The 14,405-nt window shown below is 68.9% G+C and carries 14 protein-coding genes and 1 pseudogene; 7 read left to right on the top strand and 8 right to left on the bottom strand.

The genetic code is table 11. The features are described 5' to 3' along the window. Together H5J31_RS40030 and H5J31_RS32490 are read right to left on the bottom strand one after the other, a co-directional pair. Positions 1-97: pseudogene (locus tag H5J31_RS40030) on the bottom strand (alpha/beta family hydrolase); the annotation flags it as partial. After that, a complete protein-coding gene (locus tag H5J31_RS32490) occupies positions 94-852 on the bottom strand; it encodes an SOS response-associated peptidase (RefSeq protein ID WP_181776494.1) in 759 nt (252 codons plus the stop codon). The gene H5J31_RS32490 and the pseudogene H5J31_RS40030, both read right to left, overlap by 4 nt. Before the next feature lie 101 nt (positions 853-953). Here H5J31_RS32490 and rsgA point away from each other — a divergent pair, with 101 nt between their 5' ends. The 5 genes from rsgA (at position 954) to H5J31_RS32515 (ending at position 5,507) form a co-directional block, all read left to right on the top strand. Beyond that, a complete protein-coding gene (rsgA, locus tag H5J31_RS32495) occupies positions 954-1,964 on the top strand; it encodes a ribosome small subunit-dependent GTPase A (protein ID WP_181776495.1) in 1,011 nt (336 codons plus the stop codon). Positions 1,965-2,033: 69 nt separating this feature from the next. Then, the gene (locus H5J31_RS32500; RefSeq protein ID WP_181776496.1) at positions 2,034-2,912 is read left to right on the top strand and encodes a hypothetical protein; all 879 of its coding nucleotides are present in this window, start codon (positions 2,034-2,036) and stop codon (positions 2,910-2,912) included. Positions 2,913-3,001: 89 nt separating this feature from the next. After that, complete coding sequence (locus H5J31_RS32505) at positions 3,002-3,682, top strand: hypothetical protein (protein ID WP_181776497.1); 681 nt, start codon at positions 3,002-3,004, stop codon at positions 3,680-3,682. Positions 3,683-3,764: 82 nt separating this feature from the next. Further along, positions 3,765-4,559: a hypothetical protein gene (locus tag H5J31_RS32510; RefSeq protein WP_181776498.1), complete on the top strand. Its 795-nt coding sequence runs from the start codon at positions 3,765-3,767 to the stop codon at positions 4,557-4,559. A 63-nt stretch (positions 4,560-4,622) separates the two neighbouring features. Continuing rightward, positions 4,623-5,507, top strand: coding sequence for an NAD-dependent epimerase/dehydratase family protein (locus H5J31_RS32515; protein ID WP_181776499.1), 885 nt, complete (start codon positions 4,623-4,625; stop codon positions 5,505-5,507). A 78-nt stretch (positions 5,508-5,585) separates the two neighbouring features. On the opposite strand, the gene H5J31_RS32520 is transcribed toward H5J31_RS32515, so the two are convergent. Then, positions 5,586-6,077, bottom strand: a complete 492-nt coding sequence (locus tag H5J31_RS32520) for a DUF6912 family protein (protein ID WP_181776500.1) — start codon at positions 6,075-6,077, stop codon at positions 5,586-5,588. Continuing rightward, a complete protein-coding gene (locus H5J31_RS32525) occupies positions 6,074-7,480 on the bottom strand; it encodes a WS/DGAT/MGAT family O-acyltransferase (RefSeq protein WP_181776501.1) in 1,407 nt (468 codons plus the stop codon). Before H5J31_RS32525 ends, H5J31_RS32520 begins: the two co-directional genes overlap by 4 nt. Before the next feature lie 34 nt (positions 7,481-7,514). On the opposite strand from H5J31_RS32525, the gene H5J31_RS32530 reads away from it, so the two are divergent. Continuing rightward, positions 7,515-8,282 (top strand): TrmH family RNA methyltransferase, encoded by a 768-nt coding sequence (locus H5J31_RS32530; RefSeq protein ID WP_181776502.1) that lies wholly within the window; start codon positions 7,515-7,517, stop codon positions 8,280-8,282. Between the two features lie 65 nt (positions 8,283-8,347). On the opposite strand, the gene H5J31_RS32535 is transcribed toward H5J31_RS32530, so the two are convergent. After that, positions 8,348-8,734: an HAD-IA family hydrolase gene (locus H5J31_RS32535; protein ID WP_181776503.1), complete on the bottom strand. Its 387-nt coding sequence runs from the start codon at positions 8,732-8,734 to the stop codon at positions 8,348-8,350. Between the two features lie 137 nt (positions 8,735-8,871). On the opposite strand from H5J31_RS32535, the gene H5J31_RS32540 reads away from it, so the two are divergent. Next, positions 8,872-9,381 (top strand): Rv3235 family protein, encoded by a 510-nt coding sequence (locus tag H5J31_RS32540; RefSeq protein ID WP_181776504.1) that lies wholly within the window; start codon positions 8,872-8,874, stop codon positions 9,379-9,381. A gap of 54 nt (positions 9,382-9,435) precedes the next feature. Here the strand turns inward: H5J31_RS32540 and secA are convergent, their stop codons facing one another. The 3 genes from secA to H5J31_RS32555 all read right to left on the bottom strand — a co-directional run bounded on the left by secA (position 9,436) and on the right by H5J31_RS32555 (position 14,372). Further along, positions 9,436-12,264 (bottom strand): preprotein translocase subunit SecA, encoded by a 2,829-nt coding sequence (gene secA, locus H5J31_RS32545; RefSeq protein ID WP_181776505.1) that lies wholly within the window; start codon positions 12,262-12,264, stop codon positions 9,436-9,438. A gap of 224 nt (positions 12,265-12,488) precedes the next feature. Then, positions 12,489-13,181 (bottom strand): ribosome hibernation-promoting factor, HPF/YfiA family, encoded by a 693-nt coding sequence (gene hpf, locus H5J31_RS32550; protein ID WP_181776506.1) that lies wholly within the window; start codon positions 13,179-13,181, stop codon positions 12,489-12,491. Between the two features lie 543 nt (positions 13,182-13,724). Next, positions 13,725-14,372 carry a ComF family protein gene (locus H5J31_RS32555; protein ID WP_181776507.1) on the bottom strand — a complete coding sequence of 216 codons (648 nt, stop codon included), beginning with the start codon at positions 14,370-14,372 and terminating at the stop codon, positions 13,725-13,727. Between the last annotated feature and the right edge of the window lie 33 nt (positions 14,373-14,405).

Below are 14,405 nucleotides of genomic sequence, written 5' to 3' on the forward strand. Positions count from 1 at the left end.
CGCCGTGGCCGAGCATCAGCACCGCGATGCCCTCCTCGGCGCAGTGCAGCTCGGCCCGGGCGGGGCCGTACGCGGTGTCGATCTCCAGCTTCGTCATGAGCTCGGCAGGTCGAAGAGCGCGCTGTCGGCGGCGGGTTCGACCCGGTCCAGCAGCTCGGGTCCGTTGTTGCGGACGTTGTTGACCAGGCTGGACACCGGCCGCAGCTCGATCGTGTCGACCAGGTCCTCGGCGGGCGGGACGAGCAGGTCGGTGACGTCGGACCGGTCGGGGTCGAGCCAGGTGTCCCACTTGTCACGCGGCATCAGCAGTGGCATGCGGTGGTGGATGTCGGCGAGCCTGCCGACCGAGTCCGTGGTGATCACCGAAAAGGTGATCAGCGGGTCCGCGTCCCTGTCGTCCTTCGGCCGCCAGGTCTCCCAGATACCGGCGAAGGCGAGCGACGCGTCGTCCGGCCCGGTCATGAAGAAGGGCTGCTTCTCCTTGCCGTCCCGGCGCCACTCGTACCAGCCGTCGGCCGGGACCAGGCACCGCCGCGAGGACACCGCCTTCTTGAAGGACGGCTTCTCCTTGGCGGTCTCGGCACGCGTGTTGATCATCTTCGAGCCGACACCGGGGTCCTTCGCCCAGAACGGCACGAGGCCCCAGCGCATCATCCGCAGCGACCGGACGGCGGGTTCGTCCTCCAGCACCGCGCCGTCGGCGTCCCGCGGATGCCGTTGCACCACGGTGGCGACGTCCTTGGTCGGGGCGACGTTGTGATCGGTCCGGATCCGGCCCTCGGTCAGGTCCACCGCGGCGAACTCGTCGATCAGCGCGGCGGGGTCCTTGGTCGCGGCATAACGCCCGCACATGCGAAAACCTCCTCTTCGAGAAGTCATCGTTACACGCTCGCCAGGCGATGGCGAGCGGCATGGGATCATTCTTCCGCGGTGTTCGAAGAGCAGGAGGCGGTTTGGCGGGCAAGGACTGGCGCAGGCTGGACGAATCCGATGTGCGGATCCGTCCCGGCAAGGGCACCAGGCCGCGCAGCAAACGCCGGCCCGAGCATGCCGACGCCTCCACCGCGATGGTCATCGGGAAGGACCGCGGCCGCTGGACCTGCGCGATCGACTCCGATCCGGAGCGGGTCGTCACCGCGATGCGGGCCCGGGAGATGGGCCGCGTCTCGGTCGTCGTCGGTGACACCGTCGGCATCGTCGGCGATGTGAGCGGCAAACCGGACACGCTCGCCCGGATCATCCGGGTGGACGACCGCTCCAGTGTGCTCCGCCGGACCGCGGACGACACCGATCCCTACGAACGGGTGGTCGTCGCCAACGCCGAGCAGTTGCTGATCGTGACCGCGCTGGCCGATCCCCCGCCGCGTCCGGGATTCATCGACCGCTGCCTGGTCGCCTGCTACGCCGGCGGCCTCGAACCGGTCCTCTGCCTGACGAAGGCCGACCTCGCGAGCCCGGACGAACTCCTCGCCGGCTACGCGGGCCTCGACATCCCGGCCGTGGTCACCCGGCACGACGAACATCCGGAAGAACTGACCGGACGGCTCGAGAACCGGGTCACCGCGCTGGTCGGGCATTCCGGGGTCGGGAAGTCCACTTTGGTCAACCGCCTGGTGCCGGACGCCGGGCTGGCGACCGGCGTGGTCAGCGCGGTCGGCAAGGGCAGGCATACGTCGGTGGCGGCGGTCGCGCTCCCGCTGCCCGGCGGCGGCTGGGTGATCGACACCCCCGGCATCCGCTCGTTCGGCCTCGCGCACGTGACCGCCGACGACATCGTGCTCGCTTTCGAGGAGTTCGCCGCGGCGGCCGAAGAGTGCCCCTCGGCCTGCGGGCACCTCGGACCGCCCTCGGACCCGGACTGCGCGCTGGACGATGTCGTCACGGAGGGTCATGCCAGTCCGGAACGATTGGTCTCTTTGCGCCGCCTTTTGGGTTCCCGAGCTGGGCACGATGACGAGCGGTAACTAATTTCGGCCTAGAGCGATACCCCGTTCGGATCAGATCGACTTTTCTGGGGGTTTCACTTGAAGCGCGTGACCACACTCGCCGCCATCACCCTGAGCGCCGTCCTGGCCCTCACGATCACGGGCTGCGGCGCCCGGCAGGCAGAGACGACCGGCGGCAAGGGCGGCGAGCTCGCGCTGGCCACCCCGTTCACCGACGCGCTCGGCCTCGTCGAAGCCGCGAAGGCGGGGACTCGGAAGACCAAGTCCTCCAAGTCGACCATCGACACCGCCATCGGGGGATCCAGGGTCAAGGGCACCATCGTGGCGCTCTACGACGGTGTCGATTCGAAGCTCACCGCGAATATGTCCAGCGACGGTGAACAGGTCGAGATGCGCCTGGTCGACCGGGTGCTGTTCATCAAGATGGGGCCGGCCGAGCAGGCCGACCTCAAGACCGACAAACCCTGGGCGAAGATCGAGCTGGAGAGCGAGAACCCCCGGGCGAAGGCCGCCGGTAAGGCCTTGACGAAGTCGTTCGAGATGGGCGACCCGGCGAAGCAGCTGGAGCTGGTCGAAAAGACCGGTCGCATCATCTCCTCGGAGCAGACCCGGCTTAACGGCGTCCCGGTGAACCACTACTTCGTCGAATTCGACGCCAGGAAGCAACTGAACCTGTTCCTCGGCGAGATGGGCGAGCTGCCCGCCGACAAGCGGGCGGAGATCGAGCGGCGGTTCGAAGGCAAGGACCTGCGGATCCCCGCCGAGCTCTGGCTGAACGCCGAGCAGCTTCCGCTCAAGATGACCATCGACATGACCGGGTTCATGAAGGCGATGGGCGCGCCCGCCGACGTCGACGCCAAGTCGACGTACGACTACAGCGACTGGGGCACGGATGTCCCGGTCAGTGTCCCCCCGGCCGGCGAGGTCGCCGACTACATCGCGCTGCTGGAGAAGGCGGGCCGCTAGGTATGTGAAGGCCCCCGACAATCGGACGGTGGAAATTCACGCGCCAGGCACTACGGTGGTGGTACAGACCATTCACCCGAGGGAGTCCTATGCGTGCCACCGGATTCGCCGCCGTCTGTACCGCCCTCCTGCTGCTGAGCGGCTGTTCAGCGGAGGAGAAACCGGCGGCACCACCGGCGGCCGACGCGGCGCAGCTGGCCTCGGCCGCCGGCGCGGGCACGCAGAAGGCCCGGTCGTCGAAGATCGCGCTGGAGACCACCGCCGAGGACGGCCGCAAGGTCGTGGTGACCAGTTCCGGGCTCTACGAAGGCCCGAACAGCAAGTTCTCGATGGTCGCGGAGGTCGCCGGGGAGAAGCGGGACCTGATCTTCGCGGACGGAGTCCTCTACTACCACCTGTCCGACGCGCAGGTGCAGGAACTCAAGACCGGCAAGGAATGGGTCAAGATCACCGCCGACGGCAAGGACGCGCTCTCGGCGGCCAACGGCAAGCTGATGACGGACGTCGTCGAGACGCTGGATCCGACGCGCACGCTCGACAAGATCTCGAAGTCCGGCAAGGTCACCAAGACCGAACAGGGTGAAGTGAACGGGACGGCCGCCACGCGCTACGTCCTCGACGTCGGCGGCGCCCCGGCCGAGGTGTGGGTCGACGCCGAGCAGCGCCCGGTGCAGGTCGTCTGGGGCAAGGCCACGGTCAAGTACGACAGCTGGGCGTCGGACGTGGTGATCATCGCGCCGCCGCCCGAAGCGGTCGGCGACAGCCGCTGAGCCGTTCCCCCGATCGGGTCCGGGGCCCCGGCTGTGTTTCGCTTGTGTGCCTTCACCAGTAGACACAGCCGAGGACGGTTCCATGCGGAGAACGGCCCTGCCCGCCGTCGTACTCGTACTCGGCGCGTTCCTCGGCGGATGTGACAGCGAGACCGTGTCGTTCGCCGACGCCCGTGCGCTCGCCGACGGGGTCACGACGGCCGTCGACGGCCAAGCGACGAAGTTCGCCTCGGACGTCGCGGCGGGTGCGATGCGCTCGAAGAGCCAGGGCCAGGCCAGGGTCGCGAAAGCGGGTACCGCGCTGGTCATGACCACGGACTTCGTCGGCGAGCCGCTCGAACTCCGCCTGGTCGACAAGATCGTCTACGCGAAGGTCCCCGACAGCTCCCGCGAGGACGTCCCCGGCGGCAAGCCGTGGGTGAAGGTCTCCGCCGACGGCACCGATCCGTTCTCGCAGGTCCTCGGCGGCAGTATCGACCAGCTGGCCAAGCAGAGCGATCCTGGTCGCACGCTCGACCAGATCCGTCGGGCCGGCACGCTCACCGGGTCCGACCACGCCGACCTCGACGGTGTCTCCACCGAGCACTACCGGCTGGACCTCGACATGGCCGCGCTGGGCGGCGACCTGCCCGCCGGGTTGTCGGCCGAGGCCGTCGGGGAACTGGGCGGCAGACTCGGGAAGCTCCCCATGGAGATCTGGCTCGACGACACGCACCGGCCGCTGCGGATCGTGCTCGACCTCGCGCCGGTCCTCGCCGCGTCGGGTGTCCCGGACAGCGCGCAGGCCAGGACCACCACGAGCTACACCGAATGGGGAACGCAGGCCGACATCCAGGCGCCGCCCGCGGATCAGATCGGCGAGATCCCGGCGGGCTGACGCCGTCACGTTCGCGGAGCCCGTCTCGTCCAGGTCGTGAAGGCGATCAGGAGGGACGAACAGATGCGCGTGATGGTGATCGGGGCGACGGGTGTGCTGGGACGGCCGCTGGTGCGGAGGATGCTGGCCGGCGGGCACGAGGTGAGCGGGCTGGCGCGGGGCGAGGATCGCGTCGCGGCCGTGCGCGTGACAGGCGCGAAGCCGGTGACGGGCTCGCTGTTCGACGTCGATTCCCTGGCCGGTGCGCTGCGCGGGCACGACGCGGTGCTGAACGTCGCGACCCGGATCCCGGACGCTCGGCACGCCATGACGCTGTCCGGCTGGGCGGAGAACGACCGTGTGCGGATCGACGGCAGCCGGACGCTCGCGGCCGCGGTGCGGCGGGTCGACGAACTCGGAATCGTGGTGCAGGAAGGGATTTCGTTCGTCTACGCCGACGGCGGCGACCGCGAACTGGACGAGGACGCGCCTCTCGAACTTCGCGGCAACATCGCCTCTTCGACGGTGGCACACGCGAACATCGCCGAACTGGCCGAGGAAGGGCGCACCGCGATCCGGCTGCGGCTCGGGCTGCTGGTCTCCGACGACGCGATGACCACGGCGATGCTGGCGGCCGCGCGACGCGGTTCGCCGCTGATCATCGGCAGCCGGACCGACTGGACCGCGGCCATCCATCCGGACGACGCGGCGGCGGGCGCGATCGCCGCGCTGCGGGCACCAAGCGGCGTCTACAACCTGGCGGCGGATCCGACGCGGAAGCAGGACCTCGGCGAGGCGATGGCGACCGCGGCCGGGGTCAAACGCGCGCGGGCGCTACCGAAGTGGCTGGCGAACCGGCTGAGCCTGATGTCGGTTCTGGCGCGTTCGCAGCGCGTCGTCTCGACCCGGCTCACCGACGCGACCGGCTGGCGTCCCGAACGCCCCACCCCCGACCCGTCCTGGTTCTAGCCCCCCTCGCGTTTAGTCCTCTGGATGCGGTACTTGCGCGTGCAAGTACCGCATCCAGAGGACTAAACGCGAGGGGGGCTACAGGAGTTCGAGCAGGAAAGGGAGTTCCTGGGGCGCGTACCAGGCGAGTTCGTGGTCTTCGGCGTCGCCGAGGGTGAACTCCGCGTCCGGATCGCCCAGGTCGGCCTGGTCGATCACCGCGGCGGCGGCCAGCACGGACTCCGCGGCCTCGGCGGCGTCGACGTGGATGGCGGCGATCTCGGCGATCTTCACCGGTCCGGACAGCCGGACGACGGCGGCGTCGAGGTCCGCGCGCAGCGTGGCGCCTTCGACGTCGGCGGAGATCACCACGCGCCGGGGTTCGGGCTTCTCCTCGGCCGCGATCAGCCGGAGCGACGCCCTGGCCGCGTCGAGCAGCGCCGCGTATTCCAGTTCCTCGTCGGACCCGCTGGCGTAGGACTCCCGCAGCGCCGGGGTCAGCGCGAAGCCCGTGCCGCTCCGCGCCCGGAACTCACCGGCGGTCTCGAGATCACGGAGCATCGCGATCGTCCCGGGTAGATAGACCCTCACCAGTGCGCACCCTTCAGTTCTTCCAACGATTCCTCGATCATCCCGGCGAGAAGGTCCACATCGGACACGGCCTTGCGGTCGCCGTTCAGTCCGAAGTAGACACCGCCGTGGTACGAGGTGACCCCGATCGCCAGCGCCTGATTGCGCACCAGCGGCATGACCGGGAACATCTCCACCATCTTCGCCTGTCCCGCGTAGAGCGGCACCTGCGGGCCCGGCGAGTTCGTGATCAGCACGTTGAAGATGCGGCCCGACATCGACCCGGCGGCCCGAGCGCCCAGCGAATGCAGCGTCGCGGGCGCGAAGCCGCCGACCGTCAGCAGTCCGCGCGCGGCGACCGACCGGCCGGAATCGAGATGGTCCGCCATCGCGTGGCCGATGTGCTGCAGCCGCAGGACCGCGTTCGGCTCGCCGACCGGGAGGTCGACCAGGTAGGCGTCGACCTGGTTCCCGAGCAGCGCCGGCGTCGAATACTCGGCCGTCTCGGCGTCGCGGACGGCCATCGGCACCAGCGCGCGCAGCGTGGTCGTCGCGGTCAGGTTCGACCCACGCGAGAGCAGCCATTCCCGCAGCGCCCCGGAGATCGCCGCCAGCACGACGTCGTTGACCGTTCCGCCGTGCTCGGCCCGGACCTTGCGGAAGTCCTCCAGCCGCGTGCGGACCACCGCGAACATGCGGCCGCCGGAGGTGCGGACGTTGAGCGGACCGGACGGCGCCGGATTCACCATGGTCTTCAGCGCCGACGCGACATCGCCGACCGTCTCGGTCACCTTGCCCGCGATCGCGGCGGCGTCGTGCGCCATGGAGCGGACGTTCTCCACGATCTCCGTCGGCCGTTGCACGGTCTCGGCGACGGCGTCGAGGATCAGCTGGGTGCGACTGGGTTCGCGGCGCGGATGCCAGTTGTCGTCGAACGGTTCCGGCTCCTGCGGGGTGGCGTCGAGGATCAGCTGGCCGAGGTCGATGGTGCCGATGCCGTCCACAACGGACTGATGCGTCTTGGTCACCAGCGCGACGCGGTCCCCCGCGAGCCCCTCGACGAAGTACGCCTCCCATAGCGGCCTTCCCGGGTCGAGCCGCCGGGACATCAGCCGCGCCACGAGGTCGAACAGCTGCCCGTCGGAGCCCGGCTGCGGCAGCGCGGACCGGCGGACGTGGTAGTTGAGGTCGAAATCGACGTCGTCGACCCAGACCGGCCGGGCGAGATGGCCCGGGACCTCCAGCACGCGTTGGCGGTATCTCGGCAGGTAGGCGAGGCGCTGACCGATCAGGTCCAGCAGCTGCTCGTAGGTGAAGCCGTCGCGCGGTCGTTCGAAGATCGCCACGCCGCCGACGTGCATCGGGGTCGAGTGGTCTTCCACGTACAGGAACGAGGCGTCCAGCGCGGAGAGGCGGTCGGGCATGGGCCGATCCTTACATAGTGGGACACTCGCCGGTGTGGGTGATGAGTCGGCGATCTCGCCGAAGGACCGGTTCCTGACGGTTTACGGGCGGAAACCGGTGCTCGAGGCATTGGACGACGCGGCGCTCGAGGTGGACAAGGTGATTCTCGCCGACACCGTGCGCGGGCCGAACGCCGCCGAGATCCAGCGTGCGGCCAAGGCCGCCGGGGTCCCGGTGCAGCGCGCGAGCGCGCACCGGGTCAAGGTGCTGGCGGGCAACGGCAAGCAGGACCAGGGTGTGCTGGCGGACGTCGTCGCCCCGCGGATGCGGTCGCTGCACGCGGCGCTGTCCGAGGGCAAACCGCCGTCGCGGGTGTTGCTGCTCGACGGCATCACCACCCCGGCCAACGTCGGGATGATCCTGCGCACGGCGACCGCCGCCGGGCTGGAGGGCGTCGTGGTGCCGCGGCGAGGGGTCGCCGCGCTCGATCCGATGGTGGTCAAGGCCTCCGCCGGGGTCGCGTTCCGCGCGCCCGTACTGCGCTGCGGCAGCGCGCGCGAGGCCGCCGAGATGCTCACCGAAGCCGGGTACGGGATCTACGCGCTGGGCGCGTCGGCGACCAGTTCGGTGTTCGACGTCGAGTTGCCACAGCGTGCGGCGTTCGTGCTGGGCGGGGAGACGAACGGCGTCGGCGAAGAGGTCGGCGAGCTGGTGACGGAGTGGGTGTCGATCCCGATGCCGGGCGAGGTCGAATCGCTCAACGTCTCCGCGGCGGCCGCCGTGCTGTCCTTCGAGCTGGTCCGGCGTTCTACCCGGGGGTAAAGCGAAGGTGCGCCTCGTTCGGCGCCGGCCCCGCGCTGTACCGACCACCCCGGTCGCGCTGCCTCTCAGCTCGCGAAAAGGGCGTTGAGCTCGGTCAGGGTCTCTTCGACCGACGTGTGGTGCACGCCCGCCATCCCGGCCGCGACCGCGGCACGGACGTTGTGCGCGGCGTCGTCGACGAAGACGCACCGGTCGGCGGGCAGGCCGAGCAAGCCTGCGGTGAGCAGGTAGACCTCGCGTTCGGGTTTGGCCACGCCGACCTCGCCGGAGAACACGAGTGCGTCGAAGAACGGGTCCAGCTGCTGTTTGGCCTCGTCCGACGCCCCGGGAGCGTTCGAAAGCAGAGCCGTCCGGATGCCGCGTTCCCTCGCGGACAGCAGATACGCGTACAGCTCGTTCGCGTCCGAATCCGTCAGCACCCCGACGTAGTCGATGACCAGCCCTTTCAGCATCGCCTCACCGTACCGGCGGAGTCCACAAGCGATACCCGCCGGTTTCATCCTCTCGGGGGGTTCGTGTCGTCGACGCCCCGGTCGCCGGTCCCTTAGTTGCTGGGCGCGGCCGAGGGGCCGCGGAGGGGGACGACCTGATGACGAAGTACGTGCTGAGACGGCTGAACCCGTACGAACCGCCCTGCCGGCTCTCGGCAAGGCGTAGCCGGACGGTGCACCGCGTGCCGCCGCCGGACAACCAGCTCGTGCTGGACCTGCCGCTGATCGACGGCGGGTTCACGCAGGCGCCGCGGCCCGGCCCCGACACGTTGGACCGCCGGCAGGTCGGCAGGCTGGTGACGACGATCCTCGAGGCCTGCGACGGACGCCGTCCGGCCGTCCAGGTCGAGCCGATCCTCGACCCGGCGCTCCACGGCGTGCTGCTCGGCCGCGGCCGTCCACGGCCGCCGAGCGGCTACCGGCCGAAGTCGATCCACCTGTGTCATCCGGCGGACGGGGTCATCGAGGCCTGCGCGACCGTCGAGCGGAACACCCGGTTCCTCGCCTTGGTCGCGCGGTTCGAGCGGACGCCGAACGGCTGGGTGTGCACCCGTTTCCACCTGCTGAAGCCGTCGCGACGCGTTTCCGCGCTCCGCCTGGTGGCGTGAGAACGACGAAGGGGCCTTCACCGCCGCATGCGGTGAAGGCCCCTTCGGCTGCTCTTAGCGACGCGGGCCCTTCTTGCCCTTCTTCTGGGCGGCGCGCTGCGCGGCGCGACGCTCCCGGCGGGTCCCGCTCTGGTCACCGTCGCTGTCGCCACCGTCCGAATGCGACTCGACGCCGCCGTCCTCGGACGGGCCCGACAGGGTCAGCCCGGACTGCGAACCGCCGCCGAGTCCCTTGCCCCGCAAGGCGGAAGGCACGGACTCGGTGTCGGTCGCCGGTGCCTGCGGCGGCGCAGGACGCGAGTGGCGCCCGTCACCGTTGGCGGCCTGGCCGTTCCCGGACGAGACGCCGGCGGGAAGCGCAGACGCCGACTCCGGCGACGGCGCGGCGGGCTCGGCCTGCTCGACCTGGAGGTTGAAGAGGAAGCCGACGGCCTCTTCCTTCAGCGACTCCAGCATCGCGCGGAACATGTCGTAGCCCTCGCGCTGGTACTCGATCACCGGGTCGCGCTGGGCCAGGGCCCGCATGCCGATGCCCTCCTTGAGATAGTCCATCTCGTAGAGGTGCTCGCGCCACTTGCGGTCGAGCACGGTCAGCATCACCTGACGCTCCAGGCTGCGCATCGCGCCTTCGCCGACCTTGCCGTCGATCTCGGCTTCGCGCTCGTCGTACGCGCGGTGAGCGTCGTCGAGCAGCGCCTCACGCAGCCCGTCGGCGTCCAGGTCGTCGTCCGCGGTGAGGTCGTCCCAGGTGACCTTGACCGGGTACAGCGTCTTGAGCGCCGTCCACAGCTTCTCGTGGTCCCAGTCCTCGGCGTAGCCCGAAGAGGTCTCTTCGGTGACGTACGCGTTGATGACGTCGACCAGCATGTGCTCGATCTGCTCGCGAAGATCCTCGCCCTCGAGGACGCGCAGGCGTTCGGCGTAGATCACCTTGCGCTGCTCGTTCATGACCTCGTCGTACTTGAGGACGTTCTTGCGGATCTCCATGTTCTGCTGCTCGACCTGCGTCTGCGCGCTCTTGATCGCCTTGGAGACCATCTTGTGCTCGATCGGCACGTCGTCCGGCAGCCGCATGGTGGTCATGACCCGCTCGACCATCGTGGCGTTGAAGCGGCGCATGAGCTCGTCGCCGAGCGACAGGTAGAACCGGGACTCGCCCGGGTCGCCCTGACGGCCGGAACGACCACGGAGCTGGTTGTCGATCCGGCGGGACTCGTGCCGCTCGGTGCCGAGCACGTACAGCCCGCCCGCCTCGCGGACTTCCTCGGCCTCGGCCTTCGTGTCGGCCTGGACCTCTTCGAGCACCTTCGGCCAAGCGGCCTCGTACTCCTCGGAGTGCTCCACCGGGTCGAGGCCGCGGTCGCGCAGCACCTCGTCGGCGATGATGTCCGGGTTGCCGCCGAGCACGATGTCGGTACCGCGGCCCGCCATGTTGGTGGCGACCGTGACCGCGCCCTTGCGACCCGCGCGGGCGACGATCAGCGCCTCCCGGTCGTGGTGCTTGGCGTTGAGGACCTCGTGCGGGACACCCAGCTTGAGCAGCAGCTTCGACAGGTGCTCGGACTTCTCGACACTCGTGGTGCCGACCAGCACCGGCTGGCCGTTCTCGTGCCGCTCGGCGATGTCCTCGGCGACGGCCTCGAACTTGGCCTGCTCGGTCTTGTAGATGAGGTCGGCCTGGTCGGCGCGGACCATCGGCTTGTTGGTCGGGATCGGCACCACACCCAGCTTGTAGGTCTGGTGGAACTCGGCCGCCTCGGTCTCCGCGGTACCGGTCATCCCCGCCAGCTTGTCGTACAGCCGGAAGTAGTTCTGCAGCGTGATCGTGGCGAGAGTCTGGTTCTCGGCCTTGATCTCGACGCCTTCCTTGGCCTCGATCGCCTGGTGCATGCCCTCGTTGTAGCGGCGGCCGTGCAGGATGCGGCCGGTGAACTCGTCGACGATGAGGACTTCGCCGTCGCGGACGATGTAGTCCTTGTCGCGCTTGTAGAGCTCTTTGACCTTCAGCGCGTTGTTCAGGTAGCCGACCAGCGGCGTGTTCGCGGCCTCGTAGAGGTTGTCGATGCCGAGCTGGTCCTCGACGAAGGCGACACCCTTCTCGGTGACACCGACGGTGCGCTTGCGGATGTCCACCTCGTAGTGGATGTCCGCCTTCATCAGCGGGGTCATCCGGGCGAACTCGACGTACCAGCGCGAGGACTGGTCGGCCGGGCCGGAGATGATCAGCGGCGTCCTGGCCTCGTCGATGAGGATGGAGTCGACCTCGTCGACGATCGCGAAGTTGTGGCCGCGCTGTACGCAGTCCTCGAGGCTCCACGCCATGTTGTCGCGGAGGTAGTCGAAGCCGAACTCGTTGTTCGTGCCGTGCGTGATGTCGGCGGCGTACTGCTGGCGGCGGACCTCGGGCGTCTGGTCGGCCAGGATGATGCCGACCTCGAGGCCGAGGAAGCGGTGGATACGGCCCATCCACTCGGCGTCACGTTTGGCGAGGTAGTCGTTCACCGTGATGACGTGCACGCCCTTGCCGGACAGCGCGTTCAGGTACGCCGGAAGCACCTGGGTCAGGGTCTTGCCCTCACCGGTCTTCATCTCGGACACCTGGCCGAGGTGCAGCGCCGCGCCACCCATCACCTGGACGTCGTAGGGCCGCTGGCCGAGCACACGCCAGGCCGCTTCCCTCGCCACCGCGAACGCCTCCGGCAGGAGGTCGTCGAGTGACTCGCCGTCCGCGTTCCGCTTACGGAACTCGTCGGTCTTGGCCCGCAGCGCGGTGTCCGAAAGTTCCTTGACGTCGTCTTCGAGGGTGTTGATGTGATCGGCGATGTTGCGCAGCCGCTTCACCATCTTGCCCTCGCCCGCGCGGAGCAGGCGGTTCAGCACCATCCGGTCGACCTCACTAGCTGATTGTGATCGCACCCGAGCCGATCCCGGGCAGTCTCGTATGCGGCGGCGCCGGGTTGCGCACCGCCGTCCGACCCCCATCGTAGGGAACACCTCGGTGTTCGCGCACGCACCGTCCGTCGGGAACCTCGGGGCCGGACGCGCCGGCGGCCCGCACACGAACTCGTGCGGGCCGCCGACGGAACGCTATGACGTTGTGGGTCCGGCTAACTCAGCCGGATGACGCCGTAGTCGAAGCCTCGCCTTCGGTAGACGACACTCGGGCACCCGGCGTCGGAGTCGTTGAACAGGTAGAAGTCGTGGCCGACCAGTTCCATCTCGTAGAGAGCCTGGTCCACCGTCATGGGATCCGCGTCGTGTTTCTTCTCGCGGACGACGCGACCGGGCTGGTGTTCGGTCACCCCGTCATCCCAGCGCTGCTGCTGGGGCATCTCGAAGTCCTCACCGCTCTCGACAGCGAAACCGTTGGCCATGGGTTCGGCCTCGGGCGCTTCGAGCACAGCGGTGCCCGCCAGATGTCGGGTGTCGGTGGTCATGCCACCGGCGGCCGCCACCGAAGTCGCCTCTGCGACGGATTCCGGGCGGCTGCGGCCATAGTGCACGCGCCGGCGGTCGTGTGTCTTCCGCAACCGGTTCTCGAGTTTGTTCAGTGCGGAATCCAGCGCTGCGTAGAAGTCGCCTGCACACGCTTCGGCGCGTACGGCGGGGCCGCGGCCCTTGCCGGTGATTTCGACGCGCTGGCAGTTCTTCGACTGCCGGCGATTGGGCTCGTGGAAGAGCTCCACGTCGTAACGGATGACCTTCTTGTCGTAGCGCTCTAGCCGGGCCAGCTTTTCGCTGACGAGTGCCCGATAGTGGTCGGGCACCTCCACGTTGCGGCCCTTAACGACGATGTCCATACACGACCTCCCTCGCTGAAATGACTGCGAGCTGTAGATGTGTTCACTAGGGCGCCGGTAAAGCGGGGACGAAGCCCGGATCGCGGGCGATGAGAGAACTCGGGATACGGCCACGACGTCTCGTGTCGGATGTCCGAGCGCGGACTCAGCGCGGCTCCGGCGCCAGGGACATGGGCTGGTCACCTCCCTGCCTGCCGGGATTGCTGATAGCGCTGCACGTTAGCTGCATCACGCCGCGAGCAACAGCCCCCGAGCCGGGGGATATCAGGACGTGAGACCTCGTCACCGCACGCGACGGTGACGGTGTGGCCAGCGGGACAATCCGGCCTGTCGGGCGTCGTCCCCGTGATTTGTTTTCACGCGGACGGCGCAAGCCTTCGGACAGGGAAAAGCCGAGGGTGACGCTGCCCGGGGAATCCGCCGCCACCCCGGTGGAGTGGCGGGGCATCGGTGTGTTCCCCGGAAGCTGCCTCATATCCCGTCAACGCCCTTGTACCCATTCCCGTTCCCGATCATTCATCACTCTTGTAGGTGACCTGTCGATCACCCGGCGGCGGACAGTGCGACAACTGCGGAAACGTGAATTCCGCTTGCATCCAAAATTCGCGTACAAGCGGCGGCAGTGGCTCCGGTTGTGATGACGTCGTCAAGAAGAATGACCTTTGCCGGCCATACTCCCGGGACCGGCCGGATGCGCCCGTCGAGGTTCACGGCCCGCTCGGCGCGGGTGAGTCTCGCGGCGTCGCGGACCCCGGCCCTGAGCCGGAGCGCCGGGGCGACCATGGCCGGTTTTCCCTTGCCCACCAGCACTTTCACACATTCCTCGGCCAGCCGCTGGACATGCGGGCCACCCCGGACTCGCGAGGCATGGCGCCTCGAGGGGACCGGGACGAGGCAGAACGTTTCCGGTCTTCGGGGCAGTTCCGGCAGGGCTTCGGCGACGGCTCGCCCCAAGGACGGCGCGAGGTCGCGGCGGCCCCGTTCTTTGTAGGCGAGGATCAGGCGCCGGGCTTCGTCGGCGTAGCGGGCCAGGGCGTAGACGGGTACAAGACCGGCGGTCGGGGCGCGGGTGATCTCGCTGAGCGAACCCCAAGCCGTCTGACAGGTCGGGCAGCACGGGGCACCGGGTGCGCCGCAGGACGCGCAACGGGCGGGGATGAGGAGGTCCAGGACCTTGAGGTGTCGGGTCATGGCGGTGAGTGTGGGCCGGGGTTCCGACAGTTT

The sequence above is a fragment of the Amycolatopsis pittospori genome, assembly GCF_013870525.1.
GTDB classification, from domain to species: Bacteria; Actinomycetota; Actinomycetes; order Mycobacteriales; family Pseudonocardiaceae; genus Amycolatopsis; species Amycolatopsis pittospori.

Excerpts from the sequence above, each read along its gene's own strand:
- H5J31_RS32490 (WP_181776494.1), bottom strand. The coding sequence starts at position 852 with ATGTGCGGGCGTTATGCCGCGACCAAGGACCCCGCCGCGCTGATCGAC.
- H5J31_RS32505 (WP_181776497.1), top strand. The coding sequence starts at position 3,002 with ATGCGTGCCACCGGATTCGCCGCCGTCTGTACCGCCCTCCTGCTGCTG.
- H5J31_RS32510 (WP_181776498.1), top strand. The coding sequence starts at position 3,765 with ATGCGGAGAACGGCCCTGCCCGCCGTCGTACTCGTACTCGGCGCGTTC.
- H5J31_RS32515 (WP_181776499.1), top strand. The coding sequence starts at position 4,623 with ATGCGCGTGATGGTGATCGGGGCGACGGGTGTGCTGGGACGGCCGCTG.
- H5J31_RS32525 (WP_181776501.1), bottom strand. The coding sequence starts at position 7,480 with ATGCCCGACCGCCTCTCCGCGCTGGACGCCTCGTTCCTGTACGTGGAA.
- H5J31_RS32535 (WP_181776503.1), bottom strand. The coding sequence starts at position 8,734 with ATGCTGAAAGGGCTGGTCATCGACTACGTCGGGGTGCTGACGGATTCG.
- H5J31_RS32540 (WP_181776504.1), top strand. The coding sequence starts at position 8,872 with ATGACGAAGTACGTGCTGAGACGGCTGAACCCGTACGAACCGCCCTGC.
- secA (WP_181776505.1), bottom strand. The coding sequence starts at position 12,264 with ATGGTGCTGAACCGCCTGCTCCGCGCGGGCGAGGGCAAGATGGTGAAG.
- hpf (WP_181776506.1), bottom strand. The coding sequence starts at position 13,181 with ATGGACATCGTCGTTAAGGGCCGCAACGTGGAGGTGCCCGACCACTAT.
- H5J31_RS32555 (WP_181776507.1), bottom strand. The coding sequence starts at position 14,372 with ATGACCCGACACCTCAAGGTCCTGGACCTCCTCATCCCCGCCCGTTGC.